Origin of the sequence: Nocardia sp. NBC_01730, from assembly GCF_035920445.1 — a bacterium.
Classification (GTDB): Bacteria; Actinomycetota; Actinomycetes; order Mycobacteriales; family Mycobacteriaceae; genus Nocardia.
This window is the reverse complement of sequence record NZ_CP109162.1, coordinates 8,065,729-8,086,640: the sequence shown is the minus strand read 5'-3', so window position 1 is coordinate 8,086,640 and position 20,912 is coordinate 8,065,729. Positions and strand designations below refer to the sequence as shown.

Below are 20,912 nucleotides of genomic sequence, written 5' to 3'. Positions count from 1 at the left end.
ACCGAATCTCGTCAGGGCAGCAGGCCGGTTTCGGCGAGGATCGCCTCGATTTGCTTGACCTCTTCGTCATCGAGCGGAACCTGCGGTGGCGCCGTCACGGCGTTGTCGATCACTCCGCGCAGCTTCATCGCGGACTTGAACGCGCCCAAGGCGGCGGAGCCGCGGCCCATCCGGTCCGGTGCGCCGATATCGATGATCGAGAACAGGCGCAGCAGCCGCTCCTGCTCGGACCGCGCCGCAGCCGAATCGCCGTCGCTCATGAAGCGATGGATGGCGACGAAACCCACCGGATCCACGTTCGCCAGCCCGGGGACCGCTCCGTCGGCACCGAGCGCGAGCATCGTGTCGACCAACAGCTCCGAACCGGTCAGCACGGCGAAGTCGCGCAACCCGCGATCCCGTTTGCCCAGCACGAGGGCACGGAACGAGGCATCGGCACCGCTGGAGTCCTTGATTCCGGCCAGCACTCCGTCCTCGGCCAAGCGGAGCACCAGGTCGGAGTCCAGTTTGCTGTGTACCGCGGTCGGTATGTCGTAAGCGACGATGGGCAACTCGGTCCGGTCACGCAACATCCGATAGTGGAGCTCGATTTCGCCGGGATGGGTCCTGGCATAGAACGGCGCGGTGACCACCACAGCGTCCGCGCCTGCTTGCCCGGCCATGTCGATGTGTTCGGCGACACGCAACGTCGTCGTATCGATACATCCGACGAGCACCGGTACACGTCCGGCGACATGGTCCACCACGGTCTCCATCACCAGCGCGCGATGGCGATCGGGAAGATAGGCGACTTCGCTGGTAGAGCCGAGTACGAAAAGACCGTGCACACCCGCGTCCAGCAGGAAATCCACCGTCCTGCACAGAGATCGCACGTCGACACCGAAGTTGTCGCGCAGCGGAGTGCACACCGGCGGGACGATGCCCCGAAACGTCGTTGCCATAGTCGGCTCCAATGCCTCTGGATGGGTGAACCGGTGTGCCGCAGCACGCTCGGCGCCGATTGAACAATCCGTCATCCCGACCACAAGGCGGAACGCCTTGGACATAGGACGTAGGATGTCCCACGACAGTAGGGGGCGGGCGAAAGCGAGTCAAGACCGGCGGCCACCACCATGGGAATCAGCTCGCCATCCGAGACGAGCCCCGAGACGTACCATGTCCTATGAGACGAACAAGTCGAGGGCATGGTTGCCAGAAGAGGTCCGCAAGGGATGTCACTGCAGGAGCGGGTTGTCAACCTGATTCTCGAACGCGGTCTGGGACCGGGCGATGTGGTGCCGCCGGAACCGCAGCTGATGGCCGAACTGGGGGCGAGCCGCAACTCGGTGCGCGAGGCGTTGCGGGCCCTGCACACGCTGGGGATCGTGGACATTCGGCACGGCCACGGCACTGTGGTCGGGCATGCGCCGATGACCGCGATGTTGCCCGCCTTGCGGTTCCGGGCACAGCAAGCGGTCCGGCATGACGCCGACGATCTGGCCGAGTTGGTCCAGGTGCGCCGAATACTGGAGGTCGCGCTGATCGACGAGGCGGCGCGGCTGACCGACGACCAGTTCCTGGCGGACCTCGAAGAGGCGATCGCCGAGATGGAGACCGGGGATCTGGCCGAAACGGATCGCAAGTTCCATCTGACGCTGTACCAGCGGGTGGACAACGAGATCGCCACCCAGCTCATCGATCTGTTCTGGACTGTTTACCACCAGATCGACGCCGACCTACGTCCCACCACGTGGAAGCGTTCCGAGATCATCGCCAAACACCGCCTGATCCTGCACGCGCTACGCGCAGGTGACCCCGAGGCCGCGCGAGCGGCGATGTCGGCTCATTTCGCCGATATCGAGACGCGCTCCAGGCGACTACCGCGGCCGATACCCGCGTCGGCCTGACAACACCGCCACCGGCATGCCTGATACTCGAGGGTGGTGAGTTCGAAGCTGATGGCTGTCCTACTCGCGTCCGCGGGCTTTCTGCAGTCTTGTGCTGGCCTCGGCGCGCGTCGAGCCACTTCTGACACATGGTGACAGGGCGCAACCATTCCACGACTTCGGAGGTGGTCCCGCCGTCAGCGGCTATTCGTACCGGTAGACGATTCCCGTCGAGACTCGGCGACGGCATCCGCGTCAGCGCACGATGCTCCGGAGTGGACTCCTCCCATCCCAGCTCCGACAACGCCGCGACAAGTCGACGCCGGAACCGTTCGAAAACGGCGTCGGGCTCTCACCCTCCCGCCGCGGCTTGCTCGGGAAGCCCGGCGATGGCGCCCTCATCGGAAAGTCGTGCCCCCGGATCCGGTAGCTGCTTGCTGCCGGGCGGCAGTCCCGATTCGTCCGGCTCCGCAGCAGTCGGCGGCTCGGCGGAGCCGTCCGGATCGGGCGGCTCGACATCATCGGGGCGGTGACCGACCCATTCCGGGATACTCGCCTCCGGGTCGAACCGCGGACCGGTCTCCGGATCCACCGGATCCATCGGCCGCTTGTCCTTGCCGATCACGATCCCGGCGTAGCCCACCACGCCTTCCGGTGGCACCCAGTCCTCGACCGCGACGTCTGCTTCGACGCCATCCACCTCCTCGTGCACCATCACCACACCGGTTTCCGGGTGCTGATACACCACGAACAGATGCCCACCCAGGTCACCGCCGAAGTTCACCGCACCGAACACCGTCCCGCCCATGGCGGCCCGCTCGGCCATCTGCCCGATGTCGTCGAACCCGTGCCAATTCCCTTTCGCGGCAACCGCCACCGCAATACCCGACATGCCTGCGGTGCGGATCCTGGCATTGCCTATTTCCGGCACATCCACGTCCAGGCCCAGCCGGTCGTGCGCGAACCGAAACGCCACGGGGCCGCAGATCCGTGGCAGGGCCCCAGGCAGAAAGACTCGCGGAATCGGGCTGTCCGGCGCCGAGGCCCGGGTCCGGTTGGCACTGCTGTCGCGCACCACCCCCGCACGGACCGGGTGATAGTCGAGTCGGCGCACCACATCGAGCACCCGCTGCCGCTCGGCGGGATCCACCTCGACTCCGCCCTGCAGCACCGCCACCACAGTGGCGCGCCCGACCCCGGCTTCCTGTGCCACGTCCGGCAGGCGGGCCCGGCGCAGCCGGCCGCCACCGGTGTAGCGCTGTTCGAGATCGGCGGGCAACATGTCGAGCAGTTCGGTTGCCAGCCGACGCAGATCGGCTCTGACCGACCGTGTTGGGGATCCCTTCTCCGCGGCAATCTCCGACGGCATCCAACCGTCCGCGAAATAGCGGTCGAACTGCGGGTGGTCCTCCTCGGCCAGCCGCTCGGCACACGAGCGCAGCAACTCCGGTTCACTCGCCTGGACCGCTTCGATCAGCAGCACCGCCGCGTGGTCCAATCCGGTATCAGCTGCCCCATGGGTCCGGATGTCCTCGGGCAGATCGGCCAGATAGCCGCTCCACAGCTGCCCCGGCAGCCCGCCGAGCAGAGCGGTGGCCAGGTTCTCCAGCCGGTTGTGCAGTGCCACCCACTCCGACATTGTGTCCCGTGCGACCCGCGACGGCTGGTGTCCCTGGACGAAGCAGCGGTTGTACAGCTCCTGGTCCTCCGTGGACAACCGCCCCAGCAGCGGTTCCAACGCCGCTGAGTGATCCCTTGCCACCCCTTTCAACACCAATACGCGGGCACGCGGGGCAATCCGCTCCCCCAGCTGCGCAATCCCGTCGTCCAGCAACTCCTCGACCGCAGCCTTGCTCACCCCCTTGCGGGTAGCCACCTGCGCTGCGGTCCTCTCCTGGACGTGGAAACGCAGCCGGAAAATCTCCTGCCAACCCACGGGCAATGACCGGAACGCAGCCAGGAAATCTCGATCGCTCGCCCGCGCCAAGGTCTCCCGCACCTCAACAGGCTGCGCATACTCCTGCACCGCCTGGCGGAAACGGATGTGTTCGGCGTACTGCTGCCACTGCCGCAACACCTGCTCGGTCACCTCGCCGAACCACCGCGCCACATCCGTGTCCGGCTCCAAGTCGGACACGCCCTGGCGTACCCGCCGCTGCACCTCCGCCGTCAGCTGCACCCGCCTCGGCTCACGCAACCGCGACAGCAACCGGTCGACCACGCCGCGGTGATGGTCCCACAACAGATCCACCGCCTCCGCAACGCCTGACTTGGCAGCAGTGACGAGTTCGCGGTCCCTCGACCCGAATACCGGCACGACACCAGCCGGCGTCTCCATCACAACCGCCTGGTGCTCCACAGTCCACCCCAGGTAATCGGCCGCCTCGCGCGTCCGACGCACGGTAGCCGCAGGGATTCTGGCGAGCTTGTCGGCGTAGTTGTGCAGTATCGAACGCACCGTCGGCACGCTCAACCCCACCCGAACGGCCACATCCTCCAACTCGACCCGCCGCAGTCTTCCCCGGGTGTACCACTGCATGAGTTCCACCGGGATCTTTTCGGTCAACAGCCGAGCGATCCGGACAATTCGATCGTAGGCGACGCCTCGGCCGAGCCCTTCCCGTGCCGTGATGTCTTCGGTGCCGAGGTGATCGACGTAGAACTGCTCGAAAAGCGCTTGCCGGTCCGGGGAAAGCTCTGCCGTCAACGGCCGCAGCACATCCACGTCGTGCTCTTGAATCACCTCGACCAGCAAGATGACTTCTCCGTCGCTGAGCAACGGGCGGCCGGAAAGAAGAATCGCCAACGACATCGCCAGCTGGTAGCGCCGCTTGATGGCGAGGCGTGTGGCGCATCCCCACCGTTCGGCTACAGCGGCGGGTTTCAGCTTGTCCAGGAACAACCAGGTGGCGAGCAGCTGGTCGTCCGGATCCTTCAGCCGGGCAATGCAATCGCGCAGCATGTCCCGATCGGCCTCATTGACTGCCCGCAACTGTGGGCTCTCCCGAAGAGAAGGCGGCGGTGTTTCGGTTCCGGTCACCACCGGAATCGGGGTCCGCTGTTGTATCTCGTCCACGTCCACGTCCGCGGCATCGACAACGATGACACGGCGGCCGGTCTGGAACCCGATTCGGCGCTCCGACGACGCTACCCGCTCCCGCACCTCGGGATCGATTCCCCGCGCATCACCACGCACCCGCTGCACCATCCGCACGCCCACCCCCGCATCCGCAGCAATATCCGCCACAGTGGCCAGCCGAATCACCCCACCGGCAGTGAAACGTTCGAGAGTGTCAGCAGGCAGCAACCCCAAAAGTTTCTCGGCAAGGCTGTTCACCCGCCGTCGAACCGCGTTGCGGTTCCTGCCGATCTCCTCCCCGATCGGATTGAGCTCGTCGCCGAGCTCGAAAAACCGGTGGAACAACCACTGTTCGTCCTCCGACAGCTGTGCCAGCAGCGGCGCCAGCAGGCTCGACTGGTATTTCTGGATCGCCTCGACCAACAGTGCTGTCTCGTCTCCGGCAGCCCGCCGGGTACCGACCCACTCCGGGATGCTCACCTCCGGGTCGAACCGCGGACCGGTCGCCGGATTCACCGGGTCCACCGGCAGCTTGTCCTGGCCGAACACGATTCCGGCGTAGCCCACCGCACCGGTCGGCGGTTTCCACTCGGCATAGGGGATAGTGCGTTCGGTGTCCCCGAGTCCCTCGTGCACCATCACCCTGCGGGTCTTCGGATCCTGATAGATCACGAACAGGTGCCCACCCCGGCGGCCACCGAAATTGGCCGCGCCGAACACCGTGTGCCCGTTCTCGGCCAACTCCGCCATCTGCGACACCAGCCGGAAGCCCTGCCAGTTGCCGTCAGTGGCCTCGACGATCTCGCGGCCGGACAATCCCCTGGCCCGAATCTGGGCGGTCAGCTCCTGGACCCGCACCGGCAGGCCGAGCTCGTCCCGGCCGAACCGCAATCCCACCGGACCACAGGTTCGCGGAACCCGATCTGGATCGGGCAGCGGCACCGGCTTGGCCATGGCTGCGTCCATAGCGCCGACGGCCGTCGAACCGCGCCCGAAACCCAGCCGGGCAACCGTGTTCCGGATCCACTGCCCGACGCCATGGTGGCGCCCGATCCGGCTTCGCGCGGTGTCCGTGGCGAGGTCCATCGCCTCCTGGCCTGCCGCCGTTTCGGCAACATGCGCACCGACCGTGTCCGCGGCTTCGGAGCCTTGGCGACCGAATTCGGCCGCCGCCACCGTGTCCGGCGGCAGCGACAGCGTTTCCGGCGCATCCGGACCGCCGTCGGGCCTGCCGTCGCCACGGGGCGTGAGCCTGCCGTAGATGTTTCCGTAGCCGTTCTCGTCGGAGAAGGCACGGGTCACCTGGACGTCGCCGCCGTGGACCAGCCGCAGACGCGGGTTGCCGTCGATGTCCGACTCCCACTGCACCAACGTGCCGCGGGGTACCCGCAGATACCCGATGTTCCCGTCCGACAATCGATCCGACGGGCGAGCTCCGATCTCGGCGACGGTGTCTGGGGGGAGCTGTGCTACGGCGGCTGGAATCGCGTCCGGGATCGCGAGCATGATGATCAGGGCGTGGGTCAGCGGTAGTCGTTGCCCGGCCTGGGGCTGGGCAAACCGGACCGCGTCGGTGTCGGTGTCGAAAGCCCGGATGTCCTGGGATATTTCGGCGCGGGCAATGGCGTGCTTGCCGATGGCGGGCAGCCGGTCGAAGTTCTCCGGCGCGTCGAACACCGGTGGGATCGTTTCGCCGGCCCGGTCGCGGATTTTCGCCAGCACCGCGTCGATCGCGTCCTGCCTCTGTCTGCGGACTCCCCACAGGTTGTGAGCCCGGTGGATACTGCGGCGAACCCGCCGCTCGACCGCGACGCGGTCCGCGGACGTCACCTCGGGCGAGATCAATTCGATCAAGCCGGACAGGACGTCCCGAACGACCAGGAAACCCCGGTAAATCTCGGCATTACCATCGGCCGACCACGGCACCGGTAAATCGGAATTCTGCAGCACCGCCCAGGCATAGGACAGGTCGCCCCACAGCAACGAGATCCCACTCCCGGTGATGCCGGTGATCACCCCGTTGCCGAACAGGTAGTCCTCGGACCCCAGCGCCCCGGGGATCAGCTGGAGCGGGTGCTCGGCCAGAGCTTCCCGCTGCACAAGTACCGGAGCGAACGGGTTGTCCGGGATATCGAGCCAGCCCAGCACCTCCTGCAGTGCCTCCCGGTGCCGGTCGAACACCGCCATCGCGGTGTCGACGAGCATGTCCAAGAATTCCGCAGGACGTCTCGGGTATCCCGCGGGCAGTGCGGGCAAGGTGTCTTCCGGCACCGACGCCAGCTGTGTCAACAGCGTCTCGGTCACCGTGGTGACCTCCCCGCCGAGCATCTCCAGCTCTTCCCTGGTGCCCGAATGACCGGGCAGGCGCTGCATGATCAGCACCCGGCCGCCCGCCGCGACGTGCAGCACCCGCGGCGTCAACGCGACGTGCGGGGTCATGGCGATCAGCACGCGATGCCCGTGGTACTGCCAGGGTTGCGGGCTCATCTCGTCGGGATGCCGCGGTCGCGGCCGAGCCACCCAGAAACCGTCGCCGACCGCGGTCCCCCAGCTGTGCACGCCTTTGACCAGCGAACCGGTCCCATTGGCGTCCGGACCGGTCAGCACGGCGACCGCTTCGTCCTCGGTCATGGTCGGGCCGGCCCCTGGGAGCAGCCCCAACGGCCGGTAGCGGTGCGCCGAGGTGTGGGTGGGCCGCAGCACGTCCGCCGGCAGCGCGCCGGCGACCTCGTCCGCCCGAGTCGCGTCGAAGACCGCGGTACGGATCGCGAAACTGAACGACCAGGCAGCCCAGCCTTCGTGGCGGTCGTCCAGCGCCGCCGCGGTCACCGTGTGCAGGTTCCCCTCTACGTCCTCGGGCAGCTGTTCCGGCAGATACGGCTGCGAGCCGGCGTAGAGCACCCGCACGTGCAGCGTCCGGTTCCATGCGGGAGCGGCGATCTCGTCGACGGTAACCATCACCCGGCCGGTGTCGGTGATGTCCAGCGCATGCCGGACCACCGTGCCCAGGGCGGCCGCCGCTGCCCGCACGTGTGTCGGGCGCGTGGGCGACCAGCGCGCCAGTGAGCGGCGCAGGAAATTGCCCGCATCCTGCACCGCATCCCGCGTCTCGGCCGCGCCGATCCGCTGCCCGTCCTCGCGTACCAGGTGGCTACGACGCAGCGTGTGGGCTTCGGGCAGCTCGGCCGCCAACCGGCTCTCCGGTCCAGCGACCACCGCGGTGAGCAGCTGCGCGCTGGTATCGGTAGGCAGTCCCCAGAACCTGCGCGCGGCGACGAAACGTTCCAAGTACGCCGGGTCGGGGTCGGTGCCCAACTGGTCGAACGCCCGCTCGATCACCTCCTGGACAGCGTGCAACTGCCGCCAGACCGCCCGGTTGGGGTGGTCGTCCGGCTCGGAAACCGATGGAATACCGATGGATTCGAGCATGGTCAGGTCCCACGACGAGGGACCGGGTCGGGCCTTGTCCCAGCCGGTGACCTCGATCAGGTTGCCGTGGTCATCGATCGACAGGTTTTCTGGGCGCAGCGCCGTGTGCAGAATCCGGATCGTTTCCACAACCAGCGCGCTCTCCAATTCGTAGAACGGATGATACGGCCTGTCGGGAATTTCCAACCCGCGGAACACGGTTCCCAACCCGCCACCCCACCGGTGCTCGAAGTCCGTTCTCCGGGCACCGAGTTGCGACCACAGGAACGCGACCACATCGCCGCAATAGCGGTTCCCGGGGAGATCCAGCTCGGACACCCACCGCCGCAACCACGTTGTCATCTCCTCCAGTGGAATCCGCTCCAGCTGCGCGGCCTGCTCCCGCAGGGTCGCCATGATCCGGTCCCGATGCCGGTCGAACTCCTCGGCCGTGGCGACATGGGCGTTCGGGTTGCGGCGCAGAAGGACCACCCGCGAGGATTCGTCTGCCACCAGCCCTCCCGGCAGCCGGATGCCGCGCGTCCATCCGCTCGGTATCCGGCTGCCGCCGTCCCGCATCTGTCCCACCGGGTCGTGGCCGCCCAGGACACAGAGCACCTGTGGCAGCCATTCGACGCCGTGCCCGGCCAGGAATTCCACCACCTCATGCTGAGGAATCCGCTCCCACGGATACCCCTGCGCCGGCTTCTCCACTTCGACCCGGTAATCGCCGAACTCGTAGGAGTAGGTACGGGTGTCCTCGGTGGCCTCGCCGTGGTGCAGCACCGTGGCGACGATCTCGACGGCCTCGTCCGGGGTCATGTCCCGTCCGGTTGTCTCCCCAACCGCCCGGAACTCGTCCCCCGGCGGCAGTTCCACCACCGTGACCACAGGGTGCTCGGGGCTTTCCTCCGCAATCGCGAATACCTGCTCCGCCGGTTCCAGGCTCTGATCCGAGGCCATGTCGATGACCCCGCGCATGAGCCGCCACGTTCTGAGGAAATGGATGTAGATCAGGGCGTTGCCGTCCAGGTGCTCCGGTGGCACCGTCAGATTGGCGCTGTGCAGGTTCGCCCAGAGCCAGGACGGGTCACCCCAACACAGCGCGCCGGTGATCCCGGACACCCGGTCGTTGGTGAACAGGATGTTGGTGGGGTCGAAAATGCTGGGCACCAACTGCAGTTCGCGCAACTCGAGTTCGGTTATCCGGGCGGACACCGACCGGAACGGGTCGGCAGCGTCGATGATCCCCAAGGCGGCCGCCCGCTCCCGGTGTGGTTCGAACGCCGCGCGCGCGTGGTCGATGAGGTGCCGCAGGAAGTCTCGGGAGTTGGTCGGCCAACCCGAGGGCAGCGCGGGCAGCGTCCCCACCGGCACCTGTTCCAGCTGGCGCAGGTGCGCCGATGCGGCATAAGCGATTTCGTCGGACATCCGTTCCAGGGCGTGGCCGGTGCGCGGCTCGCCGGGGATCCGCCGCATGATGAGCGCCAGCCGTGGCGGATTGTCGCCTTCGAACACCTCCTGGCCAGGAAAGACCCGCAGGACCTGCGGCGCCAAGTCCACCTGGGCGGCTACCAACGCCTGCGCCACTAGGTGTTCACGGCCCGCGAACGGGCGCAGCCCCAGAGGATTGCCGGGCGATTCGGTCCGGTCCGGGATGTCCCAGCACACCCAGTACCCGTCACCGACCGCGACGCCCTCCCAGTGCGGCCCCTCCACCCGGCCGACCGCCCACTGCGCCGCTAGCTGCAACAGGTTCCACGCCTCGTCTCGGGGCAGTTCGCCGCGGAGGTCCTGCGGCACGCCCAGATGCCGGTAGTAGGAGTCGGGTTCGGATAGGAGTCGGTGGAAGGAACGCGCCATGGCCGCCATCGCTTTGTCGGCGCTGATGGTGCCGAAATATCTTGTTCGACTGACGAATACGGCCGCATTGGTCAATCCCTCGTAAGGGTCGGTCACGAAGGACGATTCGCATTCCCCGAACCAGTCCCGCATGTCGTCCGGGAGGAAGGACCAGTCCAACAGCACCGGGGCGTCGCTGGACACGGTGAACCGCACCATGCGGTTCCATTCCGGCAGCGCCGCCTTGTCCACCATGACCACGACTTTCCCATGCGATTCGGTGAGCGCGTGGGAAACCGCCAGGTTGACAAGGTTTCTGATCGCCGAACGTTTGTAGGACGGCCATTCCGCCACTTGGTGGCCGACGAATTCGACCGCGGCCGCGGCGGCCTGGTCGATGAGCTCGTCGTTGTAGACGACGCCCTCCTCCCGGAGGATCAGCATGGTGATTTTCGGTTCGGTTCCGATATCGACCCGGGGTACGCTGCCGGTAGCCCGGCGCACCACTTCCGCGGCCCCCCTCGGATTGCGGCCGTGCAGCATGTGCAACACAACCAGACTGGCCAGGTAGGTGGTGTCTCGACCGCCCGGGACCTGGCGGGAGGCGTCGTCCACGGTGCGCGCGATGTGGCACACCAGCAACCAGAACCACATGTTCGGCCCGCCCAGGCTGCTGGGAACGTAGCCGGGGACACCGCGGTAGTGCAGGATCGCCCAGTTGTACGATTCCGGGGCAAACAGCCCCAGCTCCCAGTCCAACACAACCTGCAACTCGTCGTCCGCGATCAACATGTTGTCCGGAATCCAGTCGCCGTGCCCGGGCCAGAGATCTTCCGGCACCAGCAGCGGGATCAACGGCTCCAACACCGCGTACGGGTCGGCGACATCATCACTGACGATGCCGAGATCCCGGAATTTTCCCCGCATCCCTGCGGCCGCGAACTGCCGGAAGACTTTTCGTCGTTCGGCAATGAGGTAACGGGCGAACTCCCACACGTTCGTCGGGGTGTTCGCGGGAAGGTAGCGGCGCAGTGGTTCCTGGTCGACCGTGCGCAACTGCTCGGTCATCGTTTTCAGATCCCGGAGGATCTTCGGCCGTAGCCGATAGAACTCCTCCTGCGTCGGCACCCGCCCGCGTTTCCGCTCCATGATCAACACCGGTGCGGACTCGTCGACCACAGTGCCTTCCGGCAATCGGAAGTTTGTCAGCACGTGCAACACTCGAGTTGATTTCACCACCCCGGCCCTGGCCAGTTCCGTCAACATCACGTGCTGTGGGAACTGCTTCGGGTCCACCCCCTGCACCGGTTTCACCACCAGCACCACGTATTCCCCGATGTAGTAGATGCGGTTGTTGAACCCCTGGGCGATGTGGTTCGACTTTATCGCCGCATCGGCGATCAGCATCGCGTGGTCGCGGGGCATCTGCAGCCCGGAATCGCCGCCGAGCGGGCCGTATTCATCGACCAGCAGCACTCCGTGCGGGTTCTGCGCCCGCCACCCGGCGCTGTCGTCCTCCGCGGTGACCACGGGCGTCTCGTCGATGTCGGCGGGCACCTGCTCGTGCGAGAGGTTCAATGCCGCGGCCAGTTCGGGCCTCGGCCTGCCCTGTTCGTCCACCAGCACACTCGGGTCGACGGCCGCCTCGGCCACCGGCTCCTCTGAAGGTGGCGGCAACGGCAACGGCGCCGGCTCGGACCGGTCCGTGCCCGCGCGCTCGGCAGCGGCGGCGATCCGGTCCTGCAGGTGGCGATGCAGGAGGTCCTCACCCGCCGTGCGCTCCAGGTCGAGCTCGCCCAGCATGAACGACTCCACCACTGCCTCAGCCGGATCGAAAACGCCTTCGGGGAAACAGGATTCGGAGAACTGGGTGTGCAACCAGTCGTCGAACCCGACCTCGCCGGTGTCGATCGACCCGAACAGGGCTCGCAGCTTGTCGACTTCGGGCTGGATACCCGGGTTGTCGATCGCGGCCTGGTCGGGTTCGACCAAGTCGGACACCCAGCGAGCGAGCGCGTTCATGATCAGCCCGGCGGTCGGGTGTTCGGGGTCGCCGCGCCGCCTGCCTGCGGCGAGGTCGGCGCGTACCCGGCGGCGCAGTTCCTCCGGCGCCGCCGCCCACAGCGGGTTCAGGGCGATCCGGCCGTCCTCGTGGAATTCGACCAGCATGTCCGCCACATCCGACGTGCCGTCCATCTCGCCGTGTGGCACATCGATCCACAGGTCCGGCCAGCCCAGCATGTCGTACCGCTCCAAGGAGTCGAGAAAGCGGTATCGGTCCGCCAGGGTTTCCACCGTCTCGACGTATTCGCGCACGATTTGGACCGGGATCAGCCGGTTGTCGAATCCCCAAACGTGGAAGCCGCGGTCGGTCAACCGCTTGGTGAGTTGCTGCTTGGCCTGCTGTTCCGCCTCGGACGCGGTGCGGTGTTGCGCGGCGATGGCCGCGACCCACTCCTGCCGACGGATCTCTTCCCGGCCGCTGTCGCGCAGCAACGTGTGCAAGACCACGTCGCCGTCGGTGGCGGTGTCGTCGCCACGTTCCACCGCGGCGAACGCCTCGACGAACAACGCCGTTTCGTCGACCGCGCCGTTCGGGAGGCGACCGAATTCCCTGAACTGCGCGTAATACCAGGCATCCAGCGCCATGGAGCTGCCGCTGGCCGCGTGCCGGGCGGCCAGGGCTTCCATCATCGAGGCGATGGGGGCCCAGCCACCCGTCATGACCAGGGTTGCGGCGATGGCGCGGTCGGCCATCCCGGTCACCGGGTCGTCGACCGGGCCACGTATCCGCCCCTCCGCCACCGCCTGCGCCCAGTCGTGCGCCAGCCGCCTCGGATCGGTCAGATACCGTTCGTTGAACGTGATCGACCGGGCGAAAAACCATCCCACCCCGAAAGACATTTCGGCGCTGTCCAGATCGAAGTCGACATCCCAGAACACGCCCAGGTCCATTGGTTCGAACCGTATCTCGCGCACGTCGAATCCGACATGCTCGACCAGTGCATGGCACAGCCGGCGCGCGATCGCCGCCACCCGGTTCCGGTCCGAGTTCGCGGTGTCGACCCCCACAGCCCGAATTCCGTGCTCGCGCAATATGCTTTCCGCATCACGGCGGTCGGGTTCGCCGACCTGCTCGGGCGGCGAATCCGGTTGCTCCAGTGTCGCGTCGAGCTCACTGATCCGCCCGGCCAACCACTCCGCGGCCTCCTGATCGCCTTCCGTGCGCAGCCGATACTGCCGTGCGGCCAACGCGGCGCGTTCCCGGCGCGCCCGCGAAACACCCGCCACGTACGGGTCGAATGCGTGCGCATCCGATCCGAGGTGCGGGTCATGTGCGAACCAGACTCCGGAATCAAGCATTCCCCGCCTGCCGAACGGGTTCGCGATCGGATTGGGCTCCCGCTCCCGCTCCGGCACCCCCAGCTCGTCCATGACATCGGCGACATCCCGCGGTGTCCCGAGCGCCGGGCCGAATGCCCATGTCTCATGGCCGATTCCGGGGGTCGCCGCGGCGAATGTCGTCGGGGCGGCGGGAGGATTCCGCTTTCGTTCCGCCAAGGCGCGCAGATCGGCGGGGGTAGGGCGGAGTCGCGGCCGTTCGCCGGTGGCGGGTTCTCGGGGTGGCGCGGGTGGGATCGACTTCGGGTCGGGGGCGGGTCCGGCGGTTGCCGCCGTGCCGCCGGTGTCCGGCGGGAGCAAGGACATCGGCGGCCGCACAGCGATGCTCGCCCACGCCGGGTGCCATTCCACAGCGGCGGGCCAATCCACCGTCTCCGGCGCGGGTCCATGCACCACAGACCCGAGCACCCCCGATTCCGCGGGGAGCTTCAGGAGGGCCTCGCTGGTCAGTTGCACTACCAACCCGTAGGGGTCGGACCTCGGATCCAGCTTCGCGACGATCCGAGCCAACCGAGCCGGGTGCACAAGTTCGGCGACCCTGCGTTCCGCGTCCTCCCCAGGCTGCAGCGGCGATCCCACGATGCGCCATAGCATTTCCTCTATCCGCGACAGCATCAGCAATGCCGGGCCCGGACCGCCGTTGCGGATCAGCACCGGGTGAACAGCTTCAGTGTCCAGCGGGAAATAGCTCTCGACCCTACTAGACAAAGCAGTCCACATCGGGTCGGCTCGCAACTGCGTGCGGAAGGCAGCGCCCCACCGCTCCAGAATGGTTATCGACCGCCACGCCTCGTCGTCCGCAGGTTCGAAGACGGGCAGGTGGTATGTGAGGTATCCGTACCGCAGTCTCAGCCAGTTGAGCGCGCAACCGATCTCGGTCAACGCGGCCGGGATCTCGTCCTCTACCAGGTCCGGCAACCGAACATGCTGCAGCACAGGAGATTCGGTCGACACAGCTGCGACGGAAAGCCGGTCGACCACCCCCTGCAACGCCGCATGAAGCAACCTTTTCGCCTGCTCGACGGAGATATCGAGTGACCTGGCCAACAGTTCCGGCAATCGAGATGGCCCGTGTCGCAGCAACAGGTCGACAGCAACCGAGTGACTCTTGACCGAGCTCGTGTAGAGCTGTTCTTCGATGACGGCCGTCAGCAATTGAGGCTGGTGGTGTTGGGCGTGCTCGATGCGCGCCACCACATCGCCCAAGGTCGACGACTCGGCATCGACAACGAGGTCCGAAACCGGCGCCTCCGGGCCCGTCAGGTCGATGGTGATCGGCGCGGACAGGGCCCTGGCCTGCTCGTGTCGGTCCGGGGACGGCCAGCTCCAGGTGTCGGGGACCGGCGACCGCAACACGTCCGCGAAGAACTCCGATTCCGCGGACAACCTGGCCACGAGGGTCGCCATCCGCTTCAGCCGCGCCGCGTTCCGCGTGTCGACCGGTTCCAGCACCGCTGCGATCGCGGTCAACCGTTCTGGTCGAACACGTTCAATGGCTTCACGCACCGCATCCTCGGACGCGTTGAAAGGGAACCCGAGCTCGTAGATCACCGCCAACTCGGCAGCCATTATCCACAGCGTGCGTGGGCCGTGTCCGTCGTTGTGGACAGCCACGCCGCCCGCCGGCAACGGCTCTATCCGGAGGAACTCGCGGAACGCCGCGTACAACGTGTCCAGGGGCCGGTCGGAGGCCAGTGTCTCGGCATACCGGTTCGGCCAATGCTCCAACACGGTGCTGGGATCCGGCCGGTGGCCATCGGGATGCGGGTCCAGGTCGCGGATGCCGTGACGGGTAGCACCCCACCACATGGCCAGCCACTTGAGCCAATAGCCCGCTTCCGCGTTCGCGACATTCGCCGTCGCGATATCAGGCGGGACCGCGGCTTCGACCCTGGCTTCCGACCATCGCGCCTGAGCAGCAGGTGACGTGTCAGGCACCGTCACTCGATCGACCTGGCGGTCGAAACGTTCCCGACGTTCTACTTCCGCCACCGGATCCAGTTCCGTCGCCAGCCAAGAAGCCAGGCGTTTCGCGGCGTTCTGCAACGCGGGCTGATTTATGAACCGGCGTCGGGCGGCGGCCGATGCCACAGCCTCGTCGGCGAGCCACGTTCGGATCAGTCCGCACTGTACGGCGCTGTGTGCATGAAACAGATCCAGCACCCGGTCCAACACATCGCGATGGTGGTCGCGGGCATGCACAAGCAAGATCGCCGCCGTGCCCAACGGCATTCGATCGTCGAAGAACGTTGTCAACCATTCCACACCGAGACGCTCGTGGCGTATCACCGCTGCTGCGGAGATGCCCAATTCCGCGGCGAACCCCTCGAGCGACCTGGGGACGTCCACCAGTATCCGGAATTCGACGCACGCCAGATGCAGTCGATCATGCGCACCCAGTTCGCGAAGCGCGACCACACCTTCCCATGGGCGTTTACGCAAAATTGTCTGTAGCCGGAATCTCTTCTGCGCGTTCAATATCTGGACCGGAATCGCCAACTGCTCCAACGTCGCGGCGATCCCCTGCCGCAGCTGGTCTGCCTCCCCCGGGGACAATCCCAACCGTCGCGCCGCCCCATCCACCGACCTGGGCGGATCTGCCACGAAAACCCGCTGCAGCAATTCTCGTTGTGGCTCAGCCTGTTCCGCGATCACCGACAACACTGCTTCGCGGTCAGCCGCCATCACGGTACGCAGCAACTCGGCAGCCGGGCCGTCCTCCACCGAGGCTGGTTCTGCCGAATCCGAATGCCGCGTTCCGCGTTCGGCGGCCGATGGCGGCCGCTCATCATCGGGATTCCGCCCGAAGGTCTCATCCAGCGGCAACCCCTTGCCGATATACGATTCCGGCAGAATCCCCGAATATTCTGCCGGCCTCTCGGATTCGAGCGGATGCACCCGACTCTTGTCCGCGGCAAACAACGTCGACCACGAGCCCTTCAACCGCCGCCCGGCGACCGGCGGGTATTCGTGGACCCGGCCACGCCCCGGATCCCGCACCTCGATCCGGTGCCCGTCCACATTCACCAATCGGTACATGTGGGCGCCTACCGGCTTCCCGTCGACCATGTCGTGATGCTCGTCGGCGTACTCGTCGACGATAACAGCCTGTGCACCCTTGCCGAGCTGAATCAGTTGGCGCTTGACCGCCGCATGCGGATCGTCCGGGCGGTCGGGATCGACCGGGATCTCCAGCATCCAACCGGCCATCGCATCCTGGGCGACCGGTGCCAGAACCCCCGCCAAACCGACATTCTCGAGTATCCGCACACCCGTCACACCGGAATCCGCCAACTCTCCCAACACCAATGGCACGCACCAGTTGAGACTGTGCGCCGATTCCACATACTCGGCCGCACCATCATCCACTGCCGGAACCGGCGACTCCGCGGGCGGCCGATCGGGCAACGTCCGCACGGCCGTATGGGTTTCACCACTGCCTGGCTGATACCCGAGTACCTCGGCGGCGGCCAGCAGACGTCGCACAGTGCTCGGGTCCACCGGATTCGCACCCCTGAGCACCAGGTCGACCGTTTTCCGGCTCACCCCGACCACTCGGGCCACATCATCGGCGGTGGCTGGTCGGACCGTACCGAGGACGGTGTACTTTTCACCGTCGGGAAGCAATGCGGCCATCAGCAGCACTGCCAATTTTCCGACGGCGCGGTCCTGCAGCTTCTCGACCGCAGACTCGGATTTATCCATAACGGCCGCAATCGCGCCGTGCTCGAGGTTCTCCAGGAATCGCAGTTCGACGAGCCGCCGCTCGTCAGCGTTGAGTTGATCGGTGCCCAGCTCCCGAACAAAACGCTCGAAGCCCGCTGCGTCGTAGCGCTGAGCCGCCCTGACCCGCGCCCTTGCCTCAGCATTCGTCAGTGCCCTGAAACCGGTGAGTTCTTCGGCCAAGTTGCGGATGGCCTTTTTATACAGTTGGCTGAGCCCCGCTTCGCTGCGCTTCGCATCTGCCATCGCCGTCACCATGTCGGCGAGAGAAAGCCCCTCGATAATCCGCAGCCGGATGGACTTCCGCTCGAAGCGGGTGAGTCGCCCCATCGCGACAAGCACTGCGGCGCGGTCGTCCCGCCAAGCCGCCTTTACCAAATCCAACGCCCGGTAGCGGCCGGTGACCGACGCCTCGCCACCACCAGCCGCACTCGAGTCACCAGCTGGGCTCGAGCCCTCGATCGCGGCGCTGGTCTGCTCGGCAGGCGCTGGTTCGGCGCTTTTGCCGACCTCGGCAGGAAGTCGCTCGGCCAACGCCGTCCCGGCACGGTCCCGTAGCCCCTTGACCCGCGCCAAGGTGCTGTTGCCCATCGCCGTTGCCGTCTCTTCCAGAGACAAACCCTGGAAGATCCGCAGGGCACAAAATTTCCGCTGGTCGGACGATGGAAGGCCATCGATAGCACGTAGCAACGCCCCGAGATCGCCTGCCATCGCATCCCGAACCTTCGGATGCACCCTTTCCTCCACCGCTGACAGCAACTCCGCATACTCCTGCGAATCCACCGGCGGCAGCACGTCCACACCATGCTGATACGCCGGCCCATCCGGCTCAGGCTGGTCGACAGGAAGATCTACGCCGAAATCGGCAGCAATCAACTTGGCCGACAACCCACGGATCGCATCGAGCTCCAGCTTCGCGATCGTGTCCGCGCTCGCACCACCCAAGCGCCTCGCCACCGCAGCCTCGGCCCGCGACTTCCCCTCCCTGAACCGCAACACCAACCATTGGCGCCAGCCGGAGCGCAGCTGTGCCAAGCACTGCTCGATCGTCACTGTGCTCGTCTCGGCCAACACCCAGTATTCCAGCGCGGATTCGGCTACCTCCGCATCCCGCAACGCCGCCAGAATCCCCCCGCGCAACCGCTCGAACATGACGCGATGAACGACCTCACGCAGCCCATCGGCGAGACCACGCTTTTCGGCGATCACCCCGAGACGAGACTCCGCATACGCAAATACATCTCGGGTTATCGCCTGCGCCAACCCCCGATCACCCACCTCGGACAACACCATCCAGAAAATCTCCGGCCCGAATTGATCACGCACCTCACCGAACGTGCGCGCGTGCGGTTCTCCCGGGGGAACACGGCCGCCACTTGGCGGTTCAGTATGTGTGGCGTCGGGAGGGTTATCGGAGAATTCCGGTTTCTGTCCGAAGGTCCTGTCCAGTGGGAACAGCGGCGACTCCGGCTTGCCCAGGCCGATCACAAGATCGCCGTTCTCGTCGACCACAGCCGCCCACACACCAGTCGGATCCGGACGATCCCTACACCACTGCTCGAAGTCCGTCTCCAGGTCACCCTCACGAACCACAACCCGACCAGCGCCCTTGTGCACCAAAAGCACCGCATGCCCCATACCGGTGTCGTCGTACACCTCGAACATCACCGCCGCGGCATTCACACCACGCCCCGCCACCTCCCGAAAAACCGCCTCGCGATCAGCGAAACCTTCCGGACGATGCCGCAACACATCAACAGCCCGATCGGCAACACCTACCGGCCGATGCCGCCGCAACGCACCAACAATCCGACTACCCGACACACCCTCCGGCCCGACCGCACCCAACCCCGACCAATCCACCAACCCCGCGCCATGCACCCGCTCCAACTCCCCGAACGCCACCGGCACACAATCATTGCCATGCCCAGGAAGGCCGTGCCGCACCCAGACAACCGGCTCGGCCACCACCGGATCGGCCAGCGGCAGCCCACCGCCGGGACGGCGCGCTGAGGCGGAGGGGTGATACGGCGCGGAACCATCCTGCGGTGTAGAAGGTCCACTGTGCGCACGCAGTTGCCCTGCGAGTACCTCGAAACCGGATTTGCTCCAGGGGCGGTCCATCAGGACAGCGGTGACGTTGTCGTGTTCACCCATATCGATGGCGTGCTGCACGATCGCTCTCGACGCGCCGAGCAGGCTACCCGAGGATTGCTCCAGCTTGTGCCTGACGCTGTCCGCGATCTTCTGTTCGACGGTGTCCGCGCTCGACTTGTCCTTGGAATGGATCTTCACGGCGCCGTCCGAGAACAGCGCCACAATTCCTCTGCCGGTGAGGTTGTGGACCTTGGGCTCCGGCCCTCGCCATTCGAAGTCCTTACCCAGAAAACGGGTGGAGACCGATGGGTTGAACCCCGATGCCTTCAGTGCCTCCACCGTCGTGCCGCGTCGCTTCGCCAATTCCGCGAGATAGAAGTCATCCTCGGTCAGCCGGATCGCGGGTCCGCCGTCGAGCGGGATCCAGTACGCGATGGAATCGCCGACCACGTCGGTGAGAATCTGTGTCGGAGTCACCAGCGCCAGCACCATGGTGCATCCGGGAGGAAGTTCGGAGTCGGCGTATTTCTCCGATATCAGGGCGTGAACGGCACGGTGCGCGGCCTCGGCCGCTATTTTCATGGTCTTCACCGGGTCCGGTCTGCCGCCGGCCCGGACACGGGCAGCTTCCTGATGCAGAACAGCAGTGGCTGCTTCGGCAGCTATCTCCGCGGCTTCTTCGCTGTGGCCCTGGCTGGACACGCCGTCGTTTACCGCTGCCAAAGTCCACTGCTCGCCGGCGATATCCGCCGTTGTGATTGCGAAGAAATCTTCGTTCACCTTGTGCTGCCGGCCGGGCTGCCCGCCCCTGTCCGTCACGCCCGCAGCCGAGATCAAATCGACTTCGTGATGATCTCGCCATTGGGGCGAGCCGACCACGACTCGAGGATCGACTGCCCCGCTCTGCCCTTCCGTTCGCGGCCCTTGTTCTCGTGCAGGCGGTGTCGCCTGGTCGGGTCCGGAAGTGGATCGCGGACCCGGCTCGGGGACAACCGTCGCCTGAATCAGCCACTCACCGCTACCCTGGTCTACGACCCTGTCGATGCGGTAGTGCATCCCGCGGGCCAGCAGGAGGCCGGGAACGGAATGCTGGGTGGGTGACAATCCGGTCAGGAACAACGCCGGAGTGCCCGCGGGAACGGTCAGTTCTAGGTGGAAAAAGAGTCCACTCAGTCTGGGGAGCTTCCCGATCACCGCTGGCACGAATTCGTCCAGTCGGTGGATTGTTCCAGTTAGATCGCTGGTCATGTCCAGTGCAGCGTCAGGGATAGCGTGGGTCACCATGATCGGCTCGGCCACCGGACACCGAGTCAGAACGTCGTCGATGATCTCGATGATCCGGGCCAGCTCTGGAGTGAGTTCACGCTCTCCGCGCAACGTGGCATCGACCAGAGCGACGAATTCCACATCGGATTGCGCCAGCGACGCGAAACGACTCAGCAAGGCGCGCTCGTCGTCGGTCAGCTGACTGACCACCTCATCCCAGATTTCGTGCC

The 20,912-nt window shown here is 66.2% G+C and carries 3 protein-coding genes (1 of these 3 running past the window's edge); 1 reads left to right on the top strand and 2 read right to left on the bottom strand.

Translation table 11 applies throughout. The features are described from left to right. Positions 1-11 precede the first annotated feature (11 nt). Entirely contained in the window at positions 12-941 is a 930-nt protein-coding gene (locus OHB12_RS33250; protein WP_327114047.1) for a dihydrodipicolinate synthase family protein, read from the bottom strand. Between the two features lie 243 nt (positions 942-1,184). Here OHB12_RS33250 and OHB12_RS33245 point away from each other — a divergent pair, with 243 nt between their 5' ends. After that, complete coding sequence (locus tag OHB12_RS33245) at positions 1,185-1,886, top strand: FadR/GntR family transcriptional regulator (RefSeq protein WP_327114046.1); 702 nt, start codon at positions 1,185-1,187, stop codon at positions 1,884-1,886. Positions 1,887-2,217: 331 nt separating this feature from the next. On the opposite strand, the gene OHB12_RS33240 is transcribed toward OHB12_RS33245, so the two are convergent. Next, positions 2,218-20,912, bottom strand: partial view of a LacI family DNA-binding transcriptional regulator gene (locus OHB12_RS33240; protein ID WP_327114044.1) — the final stretch only. Its footprint extends 91,069 nt past the window's final position; 18,695 of the gene's 109,764 nt are visible here — the last part of the coding sequence; the start codon falls outside the window, past its right edge; the stop codon is at positions 2,218-2,220.

Excerpts from the sequence above, each read along its gene's own strand:
- OHB12_RS33250 (WP_327114047.1), bottom strand. The coding sequence starts at position 941 with ATGGCAACGACGTTTCGGGGCATCGTCCCGCCGGTGTGCACTCCGCTG.
- OHB12_RS33245 (WP_327114046.1), top strand. The coding sequence starts at position 1,185 with ATGGTTGCCAGAAGAGGTCCGCAAGGGATGTCACTGCAGGAGCGGGTT.